The organism is Terrabacter sp. 2RAF25, assembly GCF_052115265.1.
Taxonomy (GTDB): Bacteria; Actinomycetota; Actinomycetes; order Actinomycetales; family Dermatophilaceae; genus Terrabacter.
Window position 1 is genome coordinate 668896 of record NZ_JBFRGJ010000001.1, and the last position, 23850, is coordinate 692745.

Consider the following 23850-nt stretch of genomic DNA (forward strand, 5'->3'; position numbering starts at 1 on the left):
GTTCTCTGCGGTCCTCGCCTCGGTCACCAGCGGGACGTCGCCGCGGCGATCAGGTCACCGAAGAGCAGACCTTCGTCGACCGCATACCCACGACGAGTGAACCAGTCGCACATGTTGTGCGTGTCCCGTTCGAGGAACTCCGGCCCGTGCGGGTTGCCGATGACGTCGACGACCTGTGGCCAGTCGATGAGGACCAGCCGCGACTCGTCGCCCTGGCCGTCGAGCAGCACGTTGTAGGGCGACAGGTCGCCGTGCGCCCAGCCGAGCTCGGCGAGCCCGAGCATCGCCTCGCGCAGCTGTTCGAACAGCACCGGCAGCAGGACCGGGTCGGGCCTCGTCTGGGCGAGCCGCGGTGCGGCCTGCCCGTCGGGAGAGCCGATGAACTCCATCAGCATCTCGTCGTCGGACATCTGCACGGGGTAGGGCACGGGCAGCCCCTCGTGCCACAGCCTGACCAGCGTCTCGAACTCGGCGAAGGCCCAGAGGCCACTGATCAGCTCCTTGCCGAACGAGGTGCGGGTCCGGATGGCCCGTGTCTCGCGCGACTTGCGCACGCGCCGTCCCTCGAGATAGCCCGAGTCGCGGTGGAAGAGGCGGTTCTTGCTCGACCGGTAGCGCTTGCCGGCCATGATGACGTCTCGGTCAGGGGAGCCCGGCACCCACCTGCGCACCAGGTGGACGTCGGCCTCCTTGCCCGTCTTCAGCACGCCGAGGTCGGTCTCGACCGCGCCCAGGTCGGTGATGACCCAGTCGGGCCGCGGCTTGGGACCGTGGGTCGCGCCGTCCCAGCTCGACCACCGCTCGCCCTCCGGCGGCGCATCGGGCAGCGAGTCGTACGCGAAGTCTTCGACGTCGAGGTCGGCGGGCCGCCTGCCAGTCAGGCGGGCGTCGAAGACCTCGTGCTCGTCTTCGTGAAAAGCGTGGAATGACAAGAGAACTCCAAGGAAGAAGGGGTGTGGGCAGGCGTGCCCGGAGCCGTGATGGACATGTCACCCTCCTTGGGTCCTGGTGCGCGGCCGTGTGCCGCAGCGCTCGGGTAGAGACTGGCGCAGCGGCACACGGAGTGCAACCGGTTTTCGCCGGTGGTTCAGCCGGCGATCTTGTTGTACCGGTAGGGCAGGAACGTGCCGTAGCCGGAGAAGTACGGGTAGGGGACCGTGCGGGCGATGGCACCGTGCGAGCCGGACTCCTCGCTCGCGTAGTACGACGTGTGGGCCGAGTTGGCCCAGCCGCGGAAGAGCACGACGTGGCCCGAGGCGCCTGCCGACCCGGGGCCGCCCTTGAGCAGCACGTCACCGGGGCGCAGCTCACTCTTGGTGATGCGGTGCGAGACCCTCGGCAGCGTCACCGTCGAGAGCGACGACGAGAGGTGCCACGCCATCGAGACGAATCCCGAACAGTCAGTGCGGTACTGGCGTCCGTGCGGGTCGCCGGTGTAGCGGTTCATGCTGTACGGCACCCGCTGGTCGGTCCAGTACTTCGCCCGGGCCAGGACCTCGGTGCGCAAGATGGTGCCGCCGACGGTCGAGCCCCCGGTCGGCGGCTTGGGGGCGCAGCTGAGCACCGGGGTGATCCCCATCGCACGCATCGTCTGCGGGCCGGCCTGTCCGCCCGTCGGTATGCCGTGCGCCTTCTGGTACGCCTTGACCCTGCTCGTCGTGACCGGGCCGTAGATGCCGTCAGCCGTCGTGGCCGCCTTCGCCTGGACCGCCTTGACCTTGGCGATGACCTTGGGCTGTGTGGCCGGCCCCGCGACGCCGTCCTGGCCGAGGCAGTTGTCCTTCTGGAAGGCCTTGACGGCCGCCTTGGTGCCCGAGCCGTTGACCCCGTCGATGGGGCCCGCGTAGTAGAGCAGGCCCCAGAGGTCCTGCTGCAGCTGGCGGGTGGTGAGCGACGTGACGGCCTGCGCGGGCGCCTCGTGCCCGATGACGGTGACTGCCGCAACGGCCAGGGCCGCCAGGATCGTGCTGACGGCGCGCGCCGCTCGAGAGGCACCCGGACGGCGCCGCAGGGTTGTGGAACCCATGTCTTGTCCCTTCGTCGTCGGGGTTCCCCTGTGGCGCCCCGCGGGACCGACCGTAGGAGCGCGGCGACCGGCGCGGAATGGGGAGCGCTACCCATCGCGACGGGTTCCGGCGTTGTATCACCAAGCCCCTCGTCCGCCTCTACGGTGTCAGCAGGAGGAGCGTCAGGGAGGGAGCCCAGGTATGCCGTCCGCGTCCTTCGGTGGGGGAGCGGTGCGCGTGCGCGCCCCCCGCGACTACGACGTGTCCGCTGCCGGTGCTCCGGACCGTGCGGACCGAGATCTTCCGCTTCCCGGTCCACGCGCGGCCGAACGGGCTGCGCTGGTCGGCCTCCTCGGCGACAGCGACTTCGTCGTCGTCGACCGCATCGACCTGGCACCCCGTCGCGGGCGCGACCTCGACGCGCCACCTGCCCCGAACCGACGGGGCACCGTGCACATCGACGTCGACGTGCACGCCGGGGACGACGCCGTCGTGCTGCTCGAACGCGACGGGGTCTACTCGTGGCACCTGCCGGTGCGTGGGGGCGCCGGGGAGCGGACCCGGTCGGTCGACCCCGGAGGGCGAACCGTCTCGTTCGCCCTGCCGACGCAGCCGCGGCCACCGACGCGTCCCAAGACGCGCGAAGGCGTTCGTGCGGGAGTGATGCACCGTTCCGACCGTGGCCTGCTCGGCCACCTCGCACACGGCGCGCTGCAGGCCGTCGTCCTGCGCTTCGCCGTGCCGGCCGTCGTCGACGAGGTCATCGAGCACCTCGAGTCCGGCGTGCGCACCGGGCTCGTGCACGTGACCGGCGGTTCGCTGGACGCGTGGAAGCCGGTCGAGTCGATCGGTGCGGTGGGGCTCCCGACCGAATACCCCGCCCGGGTGCTGCTCCTCGTGCACGGCACCTTCTCCTCGACGGCCGGTGCCTTCGGCGCGCTCGCGGTCACGCCGGGGGCCGAGGGCTTCGTCGACACGCTGGTGTCGGCATACGACGCCGTTCTCGGCTTCGACCACCGCACGCTCAGCGTCGACCCGGAGCGCAACGCCCGTGACCTGCTGGCGCTTCTCGAGCCGTTCGGCGGCGAGCTCGTCATCGACGTCATCACGCACAGTCGCGGGGGGCTCGTGACGCGCTCGTTCGTCGAGGCGGTGCTGCCGGCCTCGGGGCTGCGCGCCACGGTCGGCTCGGTCGTGCTCGTCGCAGCGACGAACGCCGGAACGCACCTTGCGGACCCGGAACGCTGGCACGACCTCGTCGACCTCTACACGAACCTCGTCATGGTGACGGCGGGCGCTCTCGCTCTCGTGCCCGGTGGCGCCCCGTTCAGCGCGATCGTCGGTGGTGTGGTGCGCGGCGTCGGGGCGCTCGTGAAGCTCCTCGCGTCGAGCGCGGCCGGGGACGACGGCGTGCCGGGCCTGGCCGCGATGCGCCCGGGAGGGGCCTTCGTGACCGCCCTCGACGCGGTGCGGGCCGCTCGGCGGCGCGACGAGCCGAGGTGGTACGCCGTGACCTCCGACTTCCACGTGTCGCTCTTCGACGACCACCACAACCCGCCGGAGTTCCCCCGGGAGCTCGCGGTCCGGTTGGCCGAGGGCTTCGTCGACGGGCTCTTCGAGGGGCGCAACGACCTCGTCGTCGACACCGACTCGATGTCGACGGTCGGTGGCTCCGGGCTCCACGTGACCGAGACGTGCGCGCTCGGCACCAACGACGTCGTCCACCACGTCAACTACTTCGCCCAGCTCCAGGTGATCGGCCAGATCTCACAGTGGCTGCCGCTCGGCCTCGGCGCCTCTGACGACGAGTCGCACCTGCCGGACTGGATGACGGCGGCGCTGCCACCCGACGACCGGGGTCTCGAGCTCCCCGACGCGGCCGAGCCGGTGGGAGCGGAAGCCGAACCGCCTCCGGCGCCGGCGGCCGAGCCCCCACCAGGGCCCGGGCCGACTCTGGACACGCGTGCCGAGCTGGCCGCCGAGATGCCGTCCACGGTGACATCCGGGTCGGAGTTCACCGTGCGGATCCGCCTGTCCCGCGTGGCACTCACGCCCACCGCCGGAACGGTCCACGTCGCCGAGTCGGTCCAGGTCGATGCGACGCAGGCCGTGAGCGTGCAGGTCTACGCCAAGGACAACGCCCAGGTGCTGGAGCCCGCGCCCAAGCCGTTCGGCCTGCCCGCCAGCGACGACTGGGCCGCCGAGCTCACGTTCCGTGTGCGGGCCCTCGCCGTCGGGCCGGTGCGGGTCACGATCGTGCTCCGGCAGGGCAGCGTGATCATCGCCACGCTGTCGCTCGAGGCCGCTGCCGCGGGCTCGACGCTGCTCGAACCGCAACCGGTGACGGCGGTGGTCCACACGGGGGTCGATGCCCCCGAGCTCCAGGGTGTGCCCTGTCTCGACATCGTCGAGAGCCGCCGGGTGACGGGGGAGCGGGTCTACAGCTACGCGCTCCGCCTCGTGCCGGGCGAGCCCGTCCGCACGTTCGAGTCGGCGCCCATCATCGGGTCGGACGACTTCGTGCAGCAACGCATCACGGAGGTCGAGCGGGTCATCAAGGACCCGGATCTCACTGCGCGCCAGAGGATGTCACAGCTGCAGAACACCGGCACGCTGCTCTTCGACCAGTTCTTCCCGGAGGACCTGCAGGCCTGTCTCTGGGAGCACCGGGACCGGGTGCACGACCTCATCGTCTACACCGACGAGCCCTCCGTCCCGTGGGAGCTCGTTCACCTCAAGCCGCCACGCGGCAAACGGGGCACGACGCCGCGCTTCCTCGCCTCCGGTGGACTGGTGCGGTGGCAGCTCGGCAGCTTCCCCCCGCAGCGCATGCGGGTGCGTCGCGGTCGGGCCCGCTCGATCTGCCCCGTCTACGCGAACCCGATGTTCAAGAACGACGTCGGGGTCGCCGAGGCCGGTTACCTCAAGGAGCGGTTCGGTGCCAAGCCCGTGACTGCGACGCCCGACGGCGTCGAACGGCTGCTGCGCGGGGGTGGGTTCGACCTGCTGCACTTCTCCGGCCACGGAGCCGCGCGCTCCGACGACATCGCCGATGCCAAGGTCCTGCTCCGCGGGCAGAGGCGCGGCGCGACCGTGCACGAGCAGTACCTCAGCTCCAACGACGTCAAGCAGAACGCCGACTGGACCGACCCACAGGTCGCCGGCCCGCTCGTGGTGCTGAACGCCTGCCAGACCGGGCGCTCGGGCGAGCTGCTCACCACCGTCGGCGGTTTCGCCAAGGCGTTCCTCGACGCCGGGGCCTCGGCCTTCGTCTCGTGCCTCTGGTCGGTCCGGGAGGAGCCGGCGAGGGTCTTCGTCGAGACGCTCTACGACGAGCTGCTCAAGGGCACCCAGATGTCACGCGCCAGCGCCGTCGCCCGCGAGGCCGCACGCGACGCGGGCGACCCGACCTGGCTCGCGTACGTCGTCTACGCGAGACCCGACGCCGTGCTCGAGACGGTCTGAGACGGCATACGCCCCAGTCGATCCCACCCTCTGGTGGGCTCAGGAGAAGGAAGGAACGACCATGGCACGCAGGGCTCTGTGCGTGGGGATCAACGAGTTCGCGTCGCTGCCGCAGACGAGCTGGCTCGCCGGCTGCGCCAACGACGCCAACGACATCGCGAAGGCGTTGCGGCCACTGGGCTTCACCGCCAGGTCGACGACCGTGCTCACCGACGCGGCCGCGACGAAGAAGGCCGTGATGGCGGCCTTGACCCAGCTCGTGACGACGGCCAAGGCGGGCGACCACCTCGTCCTCACGATCTCCAGCCACGGCACCCAGGTGCCCAACGAGCCGGGCGGCGACGACGAGCCCGACGGGCTCGACGAGGCCTTCGCGTGCTACGACATCCGCCAGAAGGGCGACCAGTGGGACCGCGACACCGTCATCGTCGACGACGAGCTGCGCGACCTCTTCGCCCGGGTCCCGTCCGGGGTGCTGCTCGAGGTGCTGCTCGACACCTGCCACAGCGGCACGGGCCTCAAGGACCTCGACGAGGTCATGCAGGCCCAGCTGCTCGGCCGCAAGCCACGGTTCCTCCCCGCGCCGACCCGCCGCGGCCTGGAGCAGACCCGGGCGCTGCGGGCCGTCGTGCCGGTGCGCACCGTGGACCGCAAGGCCCTCGTCGAGCTGACGAGGAGCCGCGGCACGGCCAGCAAGCCCGTGCTGTTCGCCGCCTGCAGACCCGACCAGACGGCGTCCGACGCGACCTTCGACGGCCGCTCCAACGGCGCCTTCACCTACCTCTTCCTCAAGGCCATGAGGGAGGTGCCCGGGGCCACGCGCACCGAGCTGCTGCGCACGGTCACCGCAGGACTCAAGGCCGGCGACTTCAGCCAGCGCTCGACCCTCGAGGGCCCGGTCAAGTCGAAGAAGGTCGGCTTCGGACAGCTCTGGTAGGACGGCCTGCGGTGACCCACGACACAGGTGTCGGTACTCACACGCGAGCGCGCTGACCGGGCAGCCGGCGCGGCGGCATACTCGGTCGGAGTTGTCCCAGCCCGACGCACTCGCAAGGTGGCGATCCCCGCATGTCCCGACTCCAGCAGACCGAAGGCCTCACCGAGGAGCAGCACGAGCTCGTCAAGCTCGTGCGCGAGTTCGTCGAGGAGCAGATCATCCCCGTCGCCACGGAGCTCGAGCACAAGGACGAGTACCCGCAGGCCATCGTCGACGGCATGAAGGAGATGGGCATCTTCGGCCTGATGATCCCCGAGGAGTACGGCGGTCTCGGCGAGTCGCTGCTGACCTACGCCCTCTGTGTCGAGGAGATCGCGCGCGGCTGGATGAGCGTCAGCGGCATCATCAACACGCACTTCATCGTCGCCTACATGGTGCTCCAGCACGGCACCGAGGAGCAGAAGCAGCACTACCTGCCGAAGATGGCGACCGGAGAGATCCGCGGCGCCTTCTCGATGAGCGAGCCGGGCTGCGGCTCGGACGTGTCCGCCATCAAGACCAAGGCCGTCAAGGGCGACGACGGCGACTGGACCATCAACGGCCAGAAGATGTGGCTCACCAACGGTGGCTCGGCCAACCTCGTGGCCGTGCTCGTCAAGACCGACACCGGTGCCGACTCGGTCTACCGGAACATGACGACCTTCCTCGTCGACAAGGAGTCGGGCTTCGGCGAGACCGCCCAGGGCGTCACGGTGCCCGGCAAGATCGACAAGATGGGCTACAAGGGCGTCGACACGACCGAGCTCATCTTCGAGGGGCACCGCACGACCGACGCGCAGATCCTCGGCGGCGAGCCGGGCAAGGGCTTCTACCAGATGATGGACGGCGTCGAGGTGGGCCGCGTCAACGTCGCCGCCCGCGGATGCGGTGTCGCGAGAAGGGCTTTCGAGCTCGGGGTCTCCTACGCGCAGCAGCGCGAGACGTTCGGCAAGAAGATCGTCGACCACCAGGCCGTGCTCTTCCGCCTCGCCGACATGGCCGTCAAGGTCGAGGCCGCGCACGAGATGATGGTCAAAGCCGCCCGCAAGAAGGACTCGGGTCAGCGCAACGACCTCGAGGCTGGCATGGCGAAGTACCTTGCGTCCGAGTACTGCTCGCAGGTCGTCGAGGACAGCTTCCGCATCCACGGTGGTTACGGCTACTCCAAGGAGTACGAGATCGAGCGCCTCTACCGCGAGGCCCCGATGCTGCTCATCGGCGAGGGCACCGCCGACATCCAGCGGATGATCATCGGCCGGCGGCTCGTCGAGGACTACAAGCTCAAGGCCTGACGAACCCGATACCCGGCCCGCCGGATGCGAGGATGGTGACATGAGCCTGCAACCGAAGGGTCCGGGGGGACGCCAGGGATTCGCGACGCTGTCCTTGGAGTACCCCATGTCGCTCGGCGTCTTCGAGAAGTACGAGGACGCCCAGAAGGCCGTCGACACGTTGTCCGACAACCAGTTCCCGGTCGAGAACTGCCTCATCGTCGGCACCGACCTCAAGCAGCTGGAGCGGGTCACCGCCCGGCTGACGTGGGGTCGGGTCGCGCTCGGGGGCCTGCTCTCCGGCGTCTGGCTAGGCCTCTTCGTCGGGCTCATCCTGTCGCTGTTCTCGAAGCCCACCAGCGCCCTCACCCTGCTGCTGTCGACCGCTCTGTACGGGGCGGTGTTCGGCCTCATCTGGTCGCTGGTCGGCTACGCCTTCACGCGTGGTGCGCGCGACTTCTCGTCGGTGAGCCAGGTCGTGGCCACCCGCTACGAGGTCTTCGCCGAGCACAAGGTGGCCCAGCAGGGGCGCGACATCCTCGCCAAGGCCGGCATCGCCGTCGGTGGCCAGTCGAGCATCGGCAGCGCGCCCGTGACGCCGCACCCGGGCACGACGGCTGACCCTTCCGCGGCGCCGAGCGTGCCCACCCGGTCGGGCGACGCGCCCCCGCCGCCTGCCGGCTGACGCGTCGAGCTCAGCCACCGCTCACCGGCTGCAACGAACCGGCGCCGCCAGGTGTCCTACCGGGTGACGGATCCCGACGAAGGAGCACGCGATGTCGGCTCGCAGACCCCTCCCGTATGCCGTGCGCCCGGTTCTCGCGGCCGTGGCGCTGGCTCCCGTCGTGGCGCTCGCGCTGGCGGCCTGCGGCAGCAGCACCGTCGAGGACCCCGGTGCCGCGCCGACGGCCGCGGTGCGCCCGCTGACGACCCAGCCCTTCGCGCCCGACGGGGCTCTCCAGTGCCCGGCCTCCCTCCAGCACGCCGAGGGCATGACCGTGCCCGAGAAGCCGCAGGGCGTCGACGGAGCGGCGCGCCTGCTCCCGCAACGCCCCCCGGTGTCGCTCGTCGTCTGTGCCTACCCCGTCATGGACATCATGGCGACCACGCCGCTCACGGCTCCGTTCCCGCTGAAGCGGCGCACGGTCGCAACCGAGGCGCAGCGCACCTCCGTCGTCGAGACCCTGACGTGGGCGCCACGCTCCGACCTCCGGCCCCGGGCGTGCACGGCCATGGCAGGCAACGAGACGGCATACCTCGTCGGGGCCGCCTACGGCGACGCGATCGTGTGGGTCGCTGCCAAGGCCGACGCCAACGCGTGCTCGGCCACGACGAACGGTGACTTCGTCTCGGGGGCGCCGCTCGGTATCGCCCTGGACGAGACCTTCGGCACGACGCGCCGCCCGACGGTGGCCGACGAGTCGTGCCGCGTGCGGTCGTGGGGACGGCTCGGCGACGACCGCCTGCTCGCGCCCGGCGGGGGGCCGACGGTGGTCGTGTGTCGCCGGGGCGTCGACGGCTGGACCCACGCCACCGCCCTCGACGCCGGCCGGTCGGCCGAGGTGGTGGCTGCCCTCCGCGCTCTCAGCACCAAACCGACCGGCCAGACGTGCCGGCCTTCGGGCAAGACGTCCGATCGCCGGTTCACTCTCGTGCTCCGGTATGCCGTCGGGCCGAGCGTGCAGGTCACTGTGGACCCGGACTGCGACCCGGCGGTGCTGGGCTCCGGTCTCGACAGCCAGGACGCCGGCGGGCTGGTCGCCCTCGTGGAGCAGTGGAGCCCGCCGATCCCCGGGCCCGACCCGAACGGCTCGGTGTCGTCGGACGGCTCGGTGTCGTCGAACGGCTCGGTCGGTCCGCCACCGCTCCCGGCGCCGGCACCCGGAGGGGTGACCGAGGTCCCCGGCTCGCCCGGCGGCGGCGTCCAGCCGACTCCGCCGAACCAACCGACCGAGACCCCGCCGACGCGCTAGCTCCGGTTGCCCCAGATGCCGGCGATCCAGGCCTCGACGTCGGCGCTGCTGCGCGGCATCGCGGCCGAGAGGTTCTCGCAACCGTCGTCGGTGATGAGGATGTCGTCCTCGATGCGCACGCCGTTGCCGCGGAACTCGTCGGGAACCAGCTCGTCGTCGGCCTTGAAGTAGAGGCCCGGCTCGACGGTGAGGACCATGCCCGGCTTCAGCTCGGCGTCGGAGTACTCCTCGCGGGTTGCGAGCGCGCAGTCGTGCACGTCGAGGCCGAGGTGGTGGCTGGTGCCGTGCACCATCCAACGGCGGTGGTACTGGCCGTGGTCGGCGTCGAGGGTGCCGTCGACGTCGACGCCCTCCGGGAGCAGCCCCCACGCGTGGAGGTGCTCGGCGATGACGCGGATCGCGGCGGCATGGACGTCGCTGAACTTGTTGCCCGGCTTGCAGGCCGCGATGCCGGCCTCCTGGGCGGCGTACACGGCGTCGTAGATGCGGCGCTGCGCGTCGGTGAACGTGCCGCTGACGGGCAGCGTGCGGGTGATGTCGGCGGTGAAGAGCGAGTCGACCTCGACGCCGGCGTCGAGGAGCAGCAGGTCGCCGTTCTTGACGTCGCCGGTGTTCTTGATCCAGTGCAGCGTGTTGGCGTGGTCGCCGCTCGCGCAGATCGAGTCGTAGCCGACGCCGTTGCCGTGGTGGCGGGCGTGGAGTCCGAAGACGCCCTCGACCCAGCGCTCACCGCGCCCGCGGCGCACGGCCTCGGGCAGGTCGGCTATGACGGCGTCGAAGCCCTTGTGGGTGCCGTCGACGGCGTCGCGCATCTGCTCGACCTCCCACTCGTCCTTGACGAGTCGCAGCGTCGAGAGGAAGTGGGCGAGCTGCTCGTCGGCCTCGCGCTGCCGGTCGGCGCGGGTCTCGGCCTCGGTGGCGTCCTGCGTCTCGGCGACGGCCGCGCGGGCCCGGTCGACGCGGGCGGCGATCTCGGCGTCGGCATCACGCACGACGCGGACGGTCACCTCGCCGGCGTCCTTGCCGACGGCGTCGGGGAACTCGTCGATGTGGCGTGCGGTCACGCCGAGCTCGGCCTCGATGTCGGCGAGGGTCGGGCGGGCGCCGACCCAGAACTCGCCGTAGCGGGAGTCGCCGAAGAACTCCTCGGTGTCGCGGTCGGCGAGCGGGCGGAAGTAGAGGATGGCCTCATGGCCGAGCGCGCCGTCGTCGGCCCCGTCGCCTCGGCGCGGCTCGAGGACGAGCACGGCGTCGGGCTCGCGGTCGCTCCCGAGACCGGTGAGGTGCGCGAAGGCGCTGTGCGGGCGGAAGACGTAGTCGGTGTCGTTGCTGCGGACTTTGAGCCCGCCGGCCGGAACGACGAGGCGCTCACCCGGGAAGGCCACGCTGACGGCCTCACGGCGTCGGGCTGCGTGGTCGGCGACCTCGGCCCGAGGGGTCACCTCGGTGCTGCGGGGCGCCCAGCTGGTCGCGACGAACGCCCGGAACTCGTCGGTCGTCGGGCGCTTGCGGCTCGGAGAGGTCTTCTGCTCTTCACTCATCACCGGGCCATGGTGTCACGAAGCGGTGGGCCCGCCGAACCCGGTTTGCGGGCGTGCGTGGTCTCGCAGCAGGCTCCCGCCCCGATCCCCGACCCGGTGCCGGCGGTGCCTCGGGACACCCCTGCGGGGTACCTGGGACCGAGCCTTCGCGGCATACAGTCTGGGGGTGGCCCCCACCGAGCGAACGTCCCGGCCGACCACTTCGCACCGCACGCTTCCCTCGCTGCGCGCGAGCACCCGGCGGGCGATGAGACCGAGCGGGCCACCGACCGACGAGATCCCGATCTGGACCACCCCTGACGGGGTCGACTCGCACACGGCCCTCGCCGTCATCGACCTCGCGATGCGGGCCGGGGTGGCGATGGTCGCGACGGGCGCTGCCGCGGCCGACGTCACGGCGACCGTGCTCACGCTGACGAAGGCGTACGGACTCTCCTCCGTGCACGTGGACGTCACCTACACCTCGGTGTCGGTCTCCTACCACCGTGGCCCGAACGCCGACCCGATCACGGTGCTGCGCATCGTGCGGTTCCGGGTCCAGGACTACACGCGGCTCGAGCGGCTGCGTGGGCTCATCGTCGACCTGTCGCAGGACCCCGTGCCCGTCGAGGAGGCGCGGGTGCGCTTCGACGCGGTGATCACCGCCCCGCACCCGTACCGCCGCTGGCTCGTGGCCGTGGCCGGCGGTGCCCTGGCGGCCGGCGCGGCAGCGCTCGTCGGGGCCGGCGTCTTCATCGTCGCGATCAGCTTCGTCACCGCCACGATCGTCGGCCGCGTCCTGAACTGGCTCACGGGTGCCGGGGTCGCCGCGTTCTTCGCCCAGATCGTGGCCGCCGCCATCCCGACGGCCGTCGCGACCCTCGTCGTCGTCGCCCAGTCGAAGGGCGTCACGTTCTTCGGCGACGTCTCCCCTTCGCTCGTCGTGGCGTCCGGCATCGTGCTCCTGCTGTCGGGGCTCTCGGTCGTGGGTGCGGCCGAAGACGCCCTCGAGGGCTACTACGTCACTGCCGGTGCGCGCGCGTTCGAGGTGGTCGTGCTCTCGCTCGGCATCGCCGTCGGCATCTCGATCGTGCTCTCGCTCGGCAAGCGCCTCGACTACCCGATCGCGATCAGCTCGCAGACCCTGCTCACCGACAACGTGGCCCTGCAGGTCGTGTGCGCCGTCGTCATCTCCGTCGCCTTCGCGGTCATGTCGTACGCGAGCGGCCGGGCGGTCGCCGTCGCCGGCGTCGCGGGTGGGCTCGGGTGGGCGATCCTCGCAGTCGGCGAGCGGGCGCTCCAGCTCGGCGCCGTCACCGGTTCTGCCATGGCGGCGCTCGTCGTGGGTTTCGCGTCACGGCTCGTCGCCAAACGGCTGACCATCTCGGCGCTCGCCGTCACCACCGCGGCGATCGTGCCGCTGCTGCCGGGTCGCATGGCCTACGAGGGCATCTCGCAACTGGTCACGAACCCCGACGGCAACGGGTTCGCCGTCGGTGTGCCCACCCTCGTGCAGGCGTTCGGCCTCGGCCTCGGGCTCGCGGCCGGGGTGTCGCTCGGCACGTACTTCGCCGGCCTGCTCGTGGCCCGGTCCCAGGGCGTGCGGCCCCGTCCCGCCGCCGGCGCGACCCTGCCGGTCGACCCCGTGCCCGACGGGAGTCTCTCTTCGGCGCCCGTCCTGTCCGACACGGGCGAGCTCGGCGCGGTGACGGCGCCGGCCGAGCGCGTCGAGCCGGTCGAGCCGGCCGAGCCGGCCGAGCCGATGGAGCGCACCGAGCCGGTCGAGCCCGACGCGGAGGCCACGCAGCGACCGTGAGCAAGCACACGGCATACGCCCGTGGTCGTATGCCGTGTGCTCCGGCAGGCTGGGAGCCGTTGGCTTTTCGCGTGTCGTCGGTCAGAGGAGTTGGGATGCAGTTCGGGCGCAGCTACGAGGAGTTCGAGGTCGGGGCGGTCTACAAGCACTGGCCCGGAAAGACTGTCACGGAGTACGACGACCACCTCTTCTGCCTGCTGACGATGAACCACCACCCGCTGCACCTCGACACCCACTTCGCGGGGGAGACGACGCAGTTCGGCCAGAACGTCGTCGTCGGCAACTACGTCTACTCGATCCTGCTCGGCATGTCGGTGCCCGACGTCAGCGGCAAGGCCATCGCCAACCTCGAGATCGAGTCGCTGCGCCACGTCGCGCCGACCTTCCACGGCGACACCCTCTACGGCGAGACGCGCGTGCTCGACAAGTGGGAGTCGACCTCGAAGGACGACCGCGGCGTCGTGCACGTCGAGACGATCGGCTACAAGCAGGACGGCACGGTCGTGTGCATCTTCCGCCGCAAGGTGATGGTGCCGAAGGGGAGCTACCTCGAGGCGCGGGGCGGGGAGCAGCCCGGTCGGCCGACCCCCGTGCCCGACCGCAACTGGCCCGGGCCCGACCCCGCCTCCCCGGCCTGACCAGGAGGCTCAGGACGGGTCCCAGGCCGTCAGGGTCTGCGTCTCGCCGCCGCCGGTGACGGTGACCTTTCCCTTGACGTCGGGGTTGGTCGAGCGAGCGACGAACGGGGTGCGCCCGTCCACCGACGCGCCATAGGTGACGGTGAACGCGTCGGCCGGGTCGGTCGAGGTGAGCGTGACCGACGTGCTCGCGACCCAGCCCACGGCGAGGTCGTGCTCCCGGCCGGCTGCTCCCTTGCGCTGCGGCTGGGTGGTCACCTGCAGGGTGCCGGGGTCGGTCACCGCAAGGGGGCCCGACCGCACCCCTGAGGAGAAGCGGTCGCCGTCGCGCCACAGGAGCACGGACGTGCGCGGGCTCACCGTCACGATCGCCACCTGCGGGTCGCCGGTGCCGCGCTCGGTCCTCAGTGCGGCCCCGTCGGCCAGCCACCGCACGGACGTGCCCGAGACCGTGGTGCGGTTCCACGTCACGCCGATGACGTCCTTCGCCGTCGGGTCTCCGGTGAGCTCCTGCAGGAAGAGCGTGCCGGCGACCCTGCCGGTGGCGGCGTCGTGAAGACTGCCGAACGTGCCCTGGCCCGGATGCGCCCCCGGGGCCGTGGCGACCTCGACCATGACCGTGCCCTCCACCGTTCCGGTGACGAGGTAGCCGTAGACGACCCCGGCCTGACCCGACTGGTCGGGAGTGATGAGGCTGACCTGCCCCACCGCGGTGGCGGCGGTGGTCCGGGTGACGGCGTCCACCTTCGTGCTGCCCTGGTAGAACGTCCAGGTCTCGCGGACTCGGCCGTCGGCCTGGGCAGTGGCGGTCAGGTCGAAGCTCTTTCCCTGCCGGATGCCGTCACTCGCCGTGGTGCCGGTCAGTGGCCCCGTCGGCGCCGGGGGCGCTGGGGGCGTCGTCAAGGAGGCGGTCGGCGGCGCGGCCGGCACGGGGTCGGTGCGACCTGCGCCGACCTGCACCGCCACGGCGGCGACGACGGCCGTCACCGCGACGCCAAGCGCTGTCGCGGTGGCTCGGCGACGTCGGACGGCGCGGTGCCCGTCGACCAGCACGGACTCGGGGTTGAACGTGAGACCGGCGACACGGCTCGCGTCGTCGAGGGCCGCACGGACGTCTGCGTCGGGAGTGGGGGTCGTCGTCATCGGGCAGTCCTCTCTCGGGGCGTGGGTCGGCCGGACTCAGCCGGGCTCAACGGCTGCGCCTCGTCGCCAGCGTCGGCTCCCGGACCTCGGGCGAGGGCGGCACGCAGGGCGGCCAGCCCGCGGGAACCGGCGCTCTTGACGGCGCCGACGGAGATGCCGAGTGCGTCGGCGGTGGCCTGCTCGGAGAGGTCGGCGTAGTAGCGCAGCACGACGACCTTGCGCTGCTGCTCGGGCAGTGCGCGCAGCAGCCGGACGACCTGGTCGCGGTCATCGGTCGCCGCCGTCTCGTCGCGACGAGATGGCGGTGCGGCAGTGTCGGGTGGGGCGTCGGTCGTCACCTCGCGACGCGTCGAGCGCCACGTGTCGGTGCGGTGGTTGACGAGGATGCGTCGCGCGTACGCCAGAGCCTCGCCCTCGCGCACCCGCGGCCAGGCGACGTACGTCTTGACGAGTGACGCCTGGGCCAGCTCCTGCGCGCGGTGGTGGTCGCCGGTCAGGAGCCAGGCCGTTCGCAGCAGCGCGGGGCCGGCCTGCTCCATGAACGCCGAGAAGTCGGCGTCGCGGGCGTTGATGCGGCGGCTCACGTCGTTCCCCTGTCCGTGATGGTCATGCCCGTACTACGGCGGTGGTCCGGGAAAGGTTGCCACGGTTGCCCGGAGCGGCGGCGGAGGTGGGCGTCACGCGGCCCTAGTCTTGGGGCGTGACGTCGACAGGGGCAGGAGCGGGGCCGGTCATCGACCTGCACACGCACTCCTCCGTCAGCGACGGCACCGAGACGCCACGCGAGCTCGTGGCGGCTGCCGCCGCCGCCGGCGTCGACGTCCTCGCGATCACCGACCACGACACCGTCGCCGGCTGGGACGACGCCGCCGACGCCGCACGGCGCCACGGCGTCTCGCTGGTGCGAGGGATCGAGATCTCCTGTGCCTGGCGCTACTCCTCGATCCACCTGCTCGGCTACCTCACCGACCCCGACGACCTGCCGCTCGCTCACGAGCTCGCACGAGCCCGCGACTCACGGTCCACGCGCCTGCAGCGCATGGTCGAGCTGATGGCCGCCGACGGCATACCCCTGACGTACGCCGAGGTGGAGACCCAGGTCGCGCCCGGGGCCACGGCAGGGCGGCCGCACATCGCCGACGCCCTCATCGCGAACGGCACGATCCGCCACCGCGACGAGGCGTTCCGCCAGTGGCTCGGCGACGACTCTCCGTACTACGTCGGCCACTACGCACCCGACCCCGTGCGGGCGGTCGAGCTCGTGCGCGCGGCGGGCGGCGTACCCGTCGTCGCCCACCCGTTCACGCGCACGCGCTCCGGTGGCCTGGACGAAGCCCTCGTCGAGAGGATGTATGCCGCCGGCCTGGTCGGGCTCGAGGCCTACCATCGCGACCACGGACGGGCAGAGGTCGAGCGAGCCACGGCGCTCGCCGACCGCCTGGGGCTCGTGCTCACGGGGTCGAGCGACTACCACGGCGAGGGCAAGCGCAACCGCCTCGGCGAGAACACCACGGCCCCAGAGGTGCTCGACGCGATCGAGGCCGCCTCGAGCGGGGTCACCGAGGTGGTGCGGCCGTGAACCTCTTCGACCTGACCATCTTCACCAGCACCTTCATCACCCTCGTCGTGATCCTCGACCCGCCCGGGGCCGTGCCGATCTTCCTCGCACTGACCGGCTCGCTCACCAAGGTCCAGCGCAACGTCGCTGCCCGACGCGCCTCTCTCGTGGCCGTCTTCGTCATCGGCATGTTCGCGCTGTTCGGTCGCAGCATCCTCGACTACCTTCACATCTCGATCGCCGCGCTGCAGGGTGCCGGCGGGCTCCTGCTGCTCCTCGTCGCCCTCGAGCTGCTGACCGGCAAGGAGTCCGACTCGCTCGCCGACGCCGGGGTGAACGTGGCGCTCGTGCCCCTCGGCACGCCGCTGCTCGCGGGGCCGGGTGCGATCGTCGCGACGATGCTCGCCGTCCAGCGCTCCGACACGGCGGGGGAGTACGTCGCCGTCGGTGCCGCGCTCGTGGCGGCCATGCTGGTCGTCTACCTCGTGCTGCGCTTCGCCGGCCAGGTGCGCGGTCTGCTCCGCGAGAGCGGCACGATGCTGCTGACCCGGATCGCCGGACTGCTGCTGTCGGCGATCGCCGTGCAGATGGTGGCCGACTCGGTGCGCGCCTTCGTCAGCGGTGAGGGCTGACCTGCACCGAGGGCGCGCTTCTGTCGATGGCCGATGGTCGCGGGGTGCTGTGCACGGCTCCCGCGTCGTGTCGCCGCGTGGTCGTAGGGTGTCGACGTGACGACCGGAGCGGCTGAGCAGACGACCTTCGCCGGCATGCCCACGCCCCTCTACTCCGGGTCGCCGTCGCGCCTGCTGGCCTATCTCGACTGCCCGCGCCGCTACCGCATGCAGTACCTCGACCGCCCGCGGCCGCAGGCGCGCTCGCAGCGCGCGCACACCTCGGTGGGCATCGCCACCCACAACGTGCTGCGTGACTTCTGGGACCTCCCGGTCTCCCAGCGCACGCCGGCCGGGGTCGCCGAGCTCGTGCGCACGTCGTGGATCGACGTCGGCTTCCGTGACCCCGAGCAGTCGGCGGCCTGGCGCCTTCGCGTGCGTGACGCCGTCACCGACTACCTGCGGCGCAGCGACCGTGACAACCAGCCCGTCGGCATCGAGCGCAGCGTGTCGCTCAAGACCGACGAGGTGGCGATCACCGGCCGCATCGACCGGCTCGACGACCGCGACGGCGAGCTCGTCGTCGTCGACTACAAGACCGGCCGGCAGGTGCCCACCGACGACGACGCACGCACCTCGCTGCCGCTCGCCCTGTACGCCGTCGCGTCGGCGCGCATGTTCCGCAGACCCTGCCGGCGGGTCGAGCTGCACCACGTGCCGTCCGGCACGGTCGCGGCGCACGAGCACACCGACGAGTCCCTCTCGCGCAAGGTCGCCGAGGCCGAGTCGATCGCCTCCGACCTGCGCCGGGCCGACGCCGAGTTCAAGCAGGTCGGTGTCGAGTCGACCCGGTTCGCCCCCCGCACCTCGGCCATCTGCTCGTGGTGCGACTTCCGGGCCCACTGCCCCGAGGGCCAGCAGGTTGGTCCCGAGAAGTCCGACTGGGCCGGTCTCGAGCCCGCCGGCTACGACTCGGCCCCGTCCCCGCGCGAGCCTGCCCATGACTGAGACAGAGCCGACCGTGCACACCTCGGGAGGGCACGATCTGCGCGGAGCCTTCCTCGCCGCCGTCGACCACGTCGCCGCCATCGTGGCGCGCGACGACGTCGCCGCTGCATGGGGTGAACCGAGTGCGCTCCCCGAGTGGAGCGTCGGCGGGCTCGTCGCGCACCTGGCGAGCCAGCCGGTGATCGCCGTCGAGCTGCTCCGGGCCGACCCGTGGCCCGACTCCATCACCATCGACGAGCACTACCGGCGTTCCGCGTGGGTGCAGGCCGGTGTCGACGGCGACGTCAACGTCTCGATCCGCGCCGGCGGCGACGCGCAGGCCGTCGCCGGTCGAGACGCCGTGCTGGCCGGGGTGGCGGAGGCTCGGGAGGCGCTGCCCGAGCTCCTCGCCGCGCAGCCGGCCGAGCGGGCGGTCCTCATCCCGTGGGCCGGCTGGGCACTGCGGCGCGACGACTTCCTCACCGGCCGCATGATGGAGGTCGTCGTGCACGGCGAGGACGTCGCTGCGAGCCTGGGCTTCGACTCCCCGCCACTGCCCGACGAGGTGCTGGCACCCGTCCTCTCGCTGCTGACCCGGCTGGCCGTCCGCCGGCACGGGCAGGGTGCGCTCGTGTCGGCTCTGTCACGTGCCGAGCGCGCCCCGCGGACGATCTCGGCGTTCTGACCCGATGGCCTGACACACTGGGCCGCATGGCGCCCCGGACCGGCAAGAGCGACCCGACCACGGCCGCGAGGCGAGGTGGCCGCGCCAGCACACGTGGTGCCGCCACCTCCCCATTGACCTCCCGCAACACCTCCCGCAACACCTCCCCCCACGAAACCGGCGACGCCTCGCGCCGCGCCGGTGCCACGACGATCGCGCTCGCGAACCAGAAGGGCGGCGTCGCCAAGACGACGTCCGTTGCGAGCCTCGGCGCCGCTCTCGCCGAGCAGGGACAGCGGGTGCTGCTCGTCGACCTCGACCCTCAGGCCTGCCTGACCTTCTCGCTCGGCGTCGACCCCGACACCGTCGAGCGCTCGGTGCACGACGTCCTGACCGGCTCGGCCGAGCTCGGCGACGTCGTCATCACCTGCGACGAGGGCGTCGACCTCGTGCCCTCCGCCATCGACCTCGCCGGGGCGGAGGCGATCCTGCTCCCGCGCCCCGGGCGCGAGTACGTGCTGCGCTCGGCCCTCGAAGGCGCCGAGACGGCATACGACGTCGTGATCCTCGACTGCTCACCCAGCCTCGGCGTGCTGACGCTCAACGCCCTCACGGCCGCCGACGCGCTCATCATCCCGATGCCCTGCGAGATGCTCAGCCATCGCGGCGTCGGACAGCTGCTCGACACGGTCGCCGACGTGCAGAAGATCCTCAACCGCGACCTCGAGGTGTGGGGCATCCTGCCCACCCTCTTCGACGGCCGCAGCAACCACGCGCGCGAGGTGCTCGCCGACGTGGGCGAGCGCTACGACCTGCCCGTGCTCGAACCGCCCATCCCGAAGACCGTGCGCTTCGCCGAGGCGCCCGCCGTCGGACGCTCGATCCTGGCCACCGCGCGCACGTCCAAGGGCGCCCAGGCCTACCGCGACGTGGCAGCGTCCCTGCTCGCGCGGCTCTGAGGCAGTCGACGTCGGTCGCCGGCTCGGCGGGAATGAACCGCGGCCCGGTGGTGCTGCAACCAGGAGTGTCGCCAACCCACCACGAAGGAGACCCTCTTTTGACTTCCACGCCTGCACTGGTCGCGCCGAGCGCCGGAGCCGCCTTCGAGGCGCGTACCGTCGAGCACCGCGACCTGCGTGACGACGACGTGCTCATCGACATCAAGTTCGCCGGCATCTGCCACAGCGACATCCACCAGGTCCGCGAGGAGTGGGGGAGCGCGATCTTCCCGATGGTCCCCGGCCACGAGATCGCCGGGGTGGTCTCCGCCGTCGGTGACGGCGTGACCCGCCACAGGGTCGGCGACCGTGTCGGCGTCGGCTGCATGGTCGACTCCTGCGGCGAGTGCGAGTTCTGCAAGAACGGCGAGGAGCAGTTCTGCGCCAAGGGCGCCGTCATGACCTACAACGGCCGCGGCTACGACGGCGAGGAGACCAAGGGCGGCTACGCCCAGCAGGTCGTCGTCTCCGAGCGGTTCGCCGTGAAGATCCCCGACGGCATCGACCTCGACGTCGCAGCCCCTCTGCTCTGCGCCGGCGTCACCGTCTGGTCGCCGCTCAAGCGCTGGGGCGCCGGCCCGGGCAGGAAGGTCGCCGTCATCGGCTTCGGCGGCCTCGGCCACATGGCCGTCAAGCTCGCCGCCGCCCTCGGCGCCGAGGTGAGCGTCCTGTCGCGCACCGACGCCAAGAAGGACGACGGCGCCGCCCTCGGTGCGACGGCCTACCACGCGACGTCGGAGCCCGGCGTGCTGCGCGAGCTCAAGGGCAGCTTCGACCTCATCATCAACACCGTGAGCGCCGACCTGCCGATGCAGACCTACATCAGCCTGCTCCGTCCGCTCGGGGTCATCGCGAACGTCGGGCTGCCCACGAGCAACTACGAGTTCGCACCCGGTGCGGTCGTCGGCGGCAGCCGCGTCGTGGCCGGCTCGAACATCGGCGGCATCCCGGCCACGCAGGAGATGCTCGACTTCTGCGCCGAGCACGGCATCGGCGCGACCATCGAGACCATCTCCGCCGACCAGGTCGACGAGGCCTACGAGCGCGTCGTGGCCGGTGACGTGCGCTACCGCTTCGTCATCGACACCTCGACGATCGCCGTCAGCGCCTGACCGTCGGCCGGGCTCCAGCCACACCGAGAAGCGCACGACACCCCGGGATCTGATCCCGGGGTGTCGTGCGTTGTCTCGCGTTGCGGGTGTCAGGACGGATCGAGGGCGGGGAGACCGTCGATCGAGGTGGCGTTCTTCGTCGCCCGGTAGGCCGTGAGGGCCTCCTCGCCGCGGTTGCCGGCCCACCGCGTCAACAGGTCGCGGTCACCCTCGTGGCTCATCAGCGGCACGGCATACCCGCACGAGTCCGACAGGCGCTGGACGTCCACGACCACCACGCCCCGGGTGCCGGGCTGGTCAGCGAAAAGGCCACGGTACGAAGCGAACTCGGGGTCCTCGAGTCCCACGTGGCGACCACTCCCGTGCAGACGGACGATGTTGGGAGGGCCTTCGAAGGCGCAGAACATCAGCGTGATGCGGCCGTTGTCGCGCAGGTGGGCGATCGTCTCGGCGCCGCTTCCCGTCAGGTCGAGGTAGGCGACGGTCTGCTCGTCGAGCACGACGAAGGTGCCGTCCAGGCCCTTCGGCGAGACGTTGACGTGCCCGTCGGCCGCGAGCGGGGCCGTCGCGACGAAGAAGACGTGCTGGGCCTCGATGAACTCTCGCAGCCGACCGTCGATTCGCTCGTGCAGCTTCACCATGCACTCCTCACTGGAGCCCTCACGCGGGCCGTCACTCAGGCGGTCACTCTGGCTGTCACTCGACGGTGACCGACTTCGCCAGATTACGGGGCTTGTCGATGTCGAGCCCGAGGGCGACCGCTGCGTGGTACGCCAGCAGCTGCATGGGGATCATGAGCAGGATCGGGTCGAGCTCCACCTCGTTGCGGGGCACGTCGATGCGGCGCGCGCCCACCTCGCCGAGGTCGACGCCGGCGTGCGTGACCGCGACCACCCGCCCACCGCGGGCGATCACCTGCTCGGCGGCAGCCAGGTTGCGCGAGGTCAGGTCGTCCTCGGGGATGACCGCGACGGTCGGGCGGGAGGGCTCGATCAGGGCGAGCGGCCCGTGCTTGAGCTCGCTGGTCTGGTAGGCCTCGGCGTGCCGGTAGGAGATCTCCTTGAACTTCTGGGCCCCTTCCCGGGCCACCGGGAATCCGCGCACGCGGCCGATGAAGAAGAGGCTGTCCGCACCCGAGAGCTCGCGGGCGATCTCGGCGATGGCCTCACCCTGGCCGAGCACCTGCGCGATGTCGGCCGGCAGCCGCTCGAGGCCGGCGATGACGCGCTGACCGTCGGCCACGGAGAGGTCACGCACCCGGCCGAGCAGCAGGGCGAGCAGGGCGAAGCCGACGCCCATGTGGGTCAGCGCCTTCGTCGAGGCCACGGCGATCTCGGGCCCGGCGTGCAGGTAGATGCCGCCGTCGCACTCGCGGGCGATCGTCGAGCCGACGACGTTGACGAGGCCGACGACCTGCCCGCCCTTGCGCTTGATCTCGCGCACCGCGAAGGCCGTGTCGGCGGTCTCACCCGACTGGCTGACGGCCACGTAGAGGGTGTCGGGCTCGATGATCGGGTTGCGGTAGCGGAACTCGCTGGCTGCCTCGGCGTGCGCTGGGATGCGTGCCAGCTCCTCGATCATCAGGGCGCCCAGCTCGCCCACGTAGTAGGCCGATCCGCAGCCGAGGATCTTGACCCGTCGGAAGGCTCGGAGCTCGCGCGGAGAGAGGTTGAGCCCGTCGAGACGGGCGGTGCCGAAGCGCGTGTCGAGGCGCCCGCGGAGCATGCGGGCGACGGTCTCAGGCTGCTCGGCCATCTCCTTGGCCATGTAGTGGCCGTGGCTGCCGAGCTCGACGTCCTCGTCGCTGACCTCGATCGTCGTCGGCTCGCGGCCTGTGTCGGGCGTCTCGCTGGTGAAGGTGCGGTAGCCACGCGACGTGACGACCGCCAGCTCGCCGTCGTCGAGGTGGACGACCGACGACGTGTGCCGCACGAGTGCGGCGACGTCGGAGGCGACGAACATCTCACGCTCGCCGACTCCGATGATGAGCGGCGAGCCGTTGCGGGCGACCACCAGGCGGTCGGGGGACTGCGCGTCGAGGACCGCGACCGCGTACGTGCCGACGACCTGGTCGAGCGCCTCGAGAACGCGGTCCTCCAGCTCGGGGGCGGTGGAGCGTCCGACGAGGTGCGCGAGCACCTCGGTGTCGGTGTCGGAGGTGAAGGTCACGCCCTCACGCGCGAGCCGGGTGCGGAGCGCGGCGGCGTTGTCGATGATCCCGTTGTGCACGACGGTGACCCGTCCGTCCGCGTTCGAGTGGGGGTGAGCGTTGGCCTCGGTTGCCGGCCCGTGGGTGGCCCAGCGGGTGTGGCCGATGCCGACGCTCCCCGCGAGCCGTTTCGGCAGAGCTGCCTCGAGCTCTCGCACGCGACCGACCCGTCGCACGACGGTCTGTCCGTGGGGTCCGGCGACACTGATGCCGGCGGAGTCGTAGCCGCGGTACTCGAGCCGCGTCAGGCCCTCGATGAGAATCGGAGCAGCGGGCTGGCGCCCGACGTAGCCGACGATGCCGCACATGGGTGACCTCCTGGGTCGGGTGGGATGGCGTATGCCGTGCGCTGCCCGGCGGGGGCAGGTGGCTGCGCGGTTGGGCAATCAGCCGTAGATGATCCGGCGCAGCTGGCGCTCGCTCAGCTCCGGTGCGGCGACGAGCCGGTCGCCGAGCTCCGCCGCGATGGTGCGGTAGATCTCCGGGTTGCGGGCGCCGTGCAGCTGCAACCTGGCGTGACGTCGACGCACGTAGTCCTCGACGGGCTCGCGGTAGTGGGCGATGACGTCGCCGACGACGCGCGCCGCCTCACCCTCCGAGAGGCCGGTCGAGCTGGCCACGTGGGCGACGAGATCGTGGTCTGGCACCACTGGATCATGAGGCATGCCATCGTCGAATGCCAAGAATCTGCCCGCATTCGGGCAGAAACCCTCTCAAGAGTGAGATATGCGTGCGGGTCGCGTATTCGAGTGCCCTCAGTGTGAGTCTGGTGGGGCCGCCCGGTTTGGGTGGAGGCTCGGTTCTGAGCGTCTGGTGACTCATCGAGTGCTTGCCGCCTGTGCGGGCTGGCCTGGAATTGAAGTGTCCAGGGCGTTCGGGACCGGGTCGGCCGGCGTGACTTGA

The 23850-nt window shown here is 71.4% G+C and carries 21 protein-coding genes; 13 read left to right on the forward strand and 8 right to left on the reverse strand.

The window, feature by feature from the left end; all coding sequences use genetic code 11:
• Positions 1-23: 23 nt before the first annotated feature.
• Together AB4091_RS03190 and AB4091_RS03195 are read right to left on the reverse strand one after the other, a co-directional pair.
• Positions 24-932: a serine protein kinase RIO gene (locus AB4091_RS03190; RefSeq protein ID WP_442290262.1), complete on the reverse strand. Its 909-nt coding sequence runs from the start codon at positions 930-932 to the stop codon at positions 24-26.
• A gap of 155 nt (positions 933-1087) precedes the next feature.
• On the reverse strand, positions 1088-2026 hold the full coding sequence (locus AB4091_RS03195) for a peptidoglycan-binding domain-containing protein (protein WP_442290263.1): 939 nt from the start codon (positions 2024-2026) through the stop codon (positions 1088-1090).
• A 181-nt stretch (positions 2027-2207) separates the two neighbouring features.
• Between AB4091_RS03195 and AB4091_RS03200 the strand changes: the two genes are divergently transcribed.
• The 5 genes from AB4091_RS03200 to AB4091_RS03220 all read left to right on the forward strand — a co-directional run bounded on the left by AB4091_RS03200 (position 2208) and on the right by AB4091_RS03220 (position 9691).
• Positions 2208-5471, forward strand: coding sequence for a DUF7379 domain-containing protein (locus AB4091_RS03200; RefSeq protein ID WP_442290264.1), 3264 nt, complete (start codon positions 2208-2210; stop codon positions 5469-5471).
• Positions 5472-5532: 61 nt separating this feature from the next.
• Positions 5533-6408: a caspase family protein gene (locus tag AB4091_RS03205; protein ID WP_442290265.1), complete on the forward strand. Its 876-nt coding sequence runs from the start codon at positions 5533-5535 to the stop codon at positions 6406-6408.
• 131 nt (positions 6409-6539) lie between these two features.
• On the forward strand, positions 6540-7739 hold the full coding sequence (locus AB4091_RS03210) for an acyl-CoA dehydrogenase family protein (RefSeq protein ID WP_442290266.1): 1200 nt from the start codon (positions 6540-6542) through the stop codon (positions 7737-7739).
• Between the two features lie 40 nt (positions 7740-7779).
• Complete coding sequence (locus AB4091_RS03215) at positions 7780-8403, forward strand: general stress protein (protein ID WP_442290267.1); 624 nt, start codon at positions 7780-7782, stop codon at positions 8401-8403.
• 91 nt (positions 8404-8494) lie between these two features.
• A complete protein-coding gene (locus AB4091_RS03220) occupies positions 8495-9691 on the forward strand; it encodes a hypothetical protein (protein ID WP_442290268.1) in 1197 nt (398 codons plus the stop codon).
• Here the strand turns inward: AB4091_RS03220 and AB4091_RS03225 are convergent.
• Entirely contained in the window at positions 9688-11232 is a 1545-nt protein-coding gene (locus AB4091_RS03225) for an aminopeptidase P family protein (RefSeq protein ID WP_442290269.1), read from the reverse strand. The two genes, AB4091_RS03220 and AB4091_RS03225, sit on opposite strands and share 4 nt — an antisense overlap.
• 247 nt (positions 11233-11479) lie before the next feature.
• Between AB4091_RS03225 and AB4091_RS03230 the strand changes: the two genes are divergently transcribed.
• Positions 11480-13027, forward strand: coding sequence for a threonine/serine ThrE exporter family protein (locus tag AB4091_RS03230; protein WP_442290270.1), 1548 nt, complete (start codon positions 11480-11482; stop codon positions 13025-13027).
• Between the two features lie 95 nt (positions 13028-13122).
• The gene (locus tag AB4091_RS03235) at positions 13123-13665 is read left to right on the forward strand and encodes a MaoC family dehydratase (RefSeq protein ID WP_442290271.1); all 543 of its coding nucleotides are present in this window, start codon (positions 13123-13125) and stop codon (positions 13663-13665) included.
• Positions 13666-13674: 9 nt separating this feature from the next.
• On the opposite strand, the gene AB4091_RS03240 is transcribed toward AB4091_RS03235, so the two are convergent.
• Together AB4091_RS03240 and AB4091_RS03245 are read right to left on the reverse strand one after the other, a co-directional pair.
• The gene (locus tag AB4091_RS03240; RefSeq protein WP_442290272.1) at positions 13675-14808 is read right to left on the reverse strand and encodes a hypothetical protein; all 1134 of its coding nucleotides are present in this window, start codon (positions 14806-14808) and stop codon (positions 13675-13677) included.
• Positions 14805-15392 (reverse strand): SigE family RNA polymerase sigma factor, encoded by a 588-nt coding sequence (locus tag AB4091_RS03245; RefSeq protein ID WP_442290273.1) that lies wholly within the window; start codon positions 15390-15392, stop codon positions 14805-14807. Before AB4091_RS03245 ends, AB4091_RS03240 begins: the two co-directional genes overlap by 4 nt.
• Positions 15393-15508: 116 nt before the next feature.
• On the opposite strand from AB4091_RS03245, the gene AB4091_RS03250 reads away from it, so the two are divergent.
• The 6 genes from AB4091_RS03250 (at position 15509) to AB4091_RS03275 (ending at position 20738) form a co-directional block, all read left to right on the forward strand.
• Positions 15509-16387, forward strand: a complete 879-nt coding sequence (locus AB4091_RS03250; protein WP_442290274.1) for a PHP domain-containing protein — start codon at positions 15509-15511, stop codon at positions 16385-16387.
• The gene (locus AB4091_RS03255) at positions 16384-16998 is read left to right on the forward strand and encodes a MarC family protein (protein ID WP_442290275.1); all 615 of its coding nucleotides are present in this window, start codon (positions 16384-16386) and stop codon (positions 16996-16998) included. The genes AB4091_RS03250 and AB4091_RS03255 overlap by 4 nt, the downstream gene beginning before the upstream one ends.
• A 96-nt stretch (positions 16999-17094) precedes the next feature.
• Positions 17095-17985 (forward strand): RecB family exonuclease, encoded by an 891-nt coding sequence (locus AB4091_RS03260; protein WP_442290276.1) that lies wholly within the window; start codon positions 17095-17097, stop codon positions 17983-17985.
• Positions 17978-18649, forward strand: coding sequence for a maleylpyruvate isomerase N-terminal domain-containing protein (locus AB4091_RS03265; RefSeq protein WP_442290277.1), 672 nt, complete (start codon positions 17978-17980; stop codon positions 18647-18649). Before AB4091_RS03260 ends, AB4091_RS03265 begins: the two co-directional genes overlap by 8 nt.
• Positions 18650-18675: 26 nt before the next feature.
• Entirely contained in the window at positions 18676-19587 is a 912-nt protein-coding gene (locus AB4091_RS03270; protein WP_442290278.1) for a ParA family protein, read from the forward strand.
• 98 nt (positions 19588-19685) lie between these two features.
• Positions 19686-20738: an NAD(P)-dependent alcohol dehydrogenase gene (locus AB4091_RS03275; protein WP_442290279.1), complete on the forward strand. Its 1053-nt coding sequence runs from the start codon at positions 19686-19688 to the stop codon at positions 20736-20738.
• 89 nt (positions 20739-20827) lie between these two features.
• On the opposite strand, the gene AB4091_RS03280 is transcribed toward AB4091_RS03275, so the two are convergent.
• The 3 genes from AB4091_RS03280 to AB4091_RS03290 all read right to left on the reverse strand — a co-directional run bounded on the left by AB4091_RS03280 (position 20828) and on the right by AB4091_RS03290 (position 23594).
• Positions 20828-21379 (reverse strand): pyridoxamine 5'-phosphate oxidase family protein, encoded by a 552-nt coding sequence (locus AB4091_RS03280; protein ID WP_442290280.1) that lies wholly within the window; start codon positions 21377-21379, stop codon positions 20828-20830.
• 55 nt (positions 21380-21434) lie between these two features.
• Positions 21435-23255, reverse strand: a complete 1821-nt coding sequence (gene glmS, locus AB4091_RS03285; protein ID WP_442290281.1) for a glutamine--fructose-6-phosphate transaminase (isomerizing) — start codon at positions 23253-23255, stop codon at positions 21435-21437.
• 78 nt (positions 23256-23333) lie between these two features.
• Positions 23334-23594, reverse strand: coding sequence for a hypothetical protein (locus AB4091_RS03290; protein WP_442290282.1), 261 nt, complete (start codon positions 23592-23594; stop codon positions 23334-23336).
• Positions 23595-23850 lie beyond the last annotated feature (256 nt).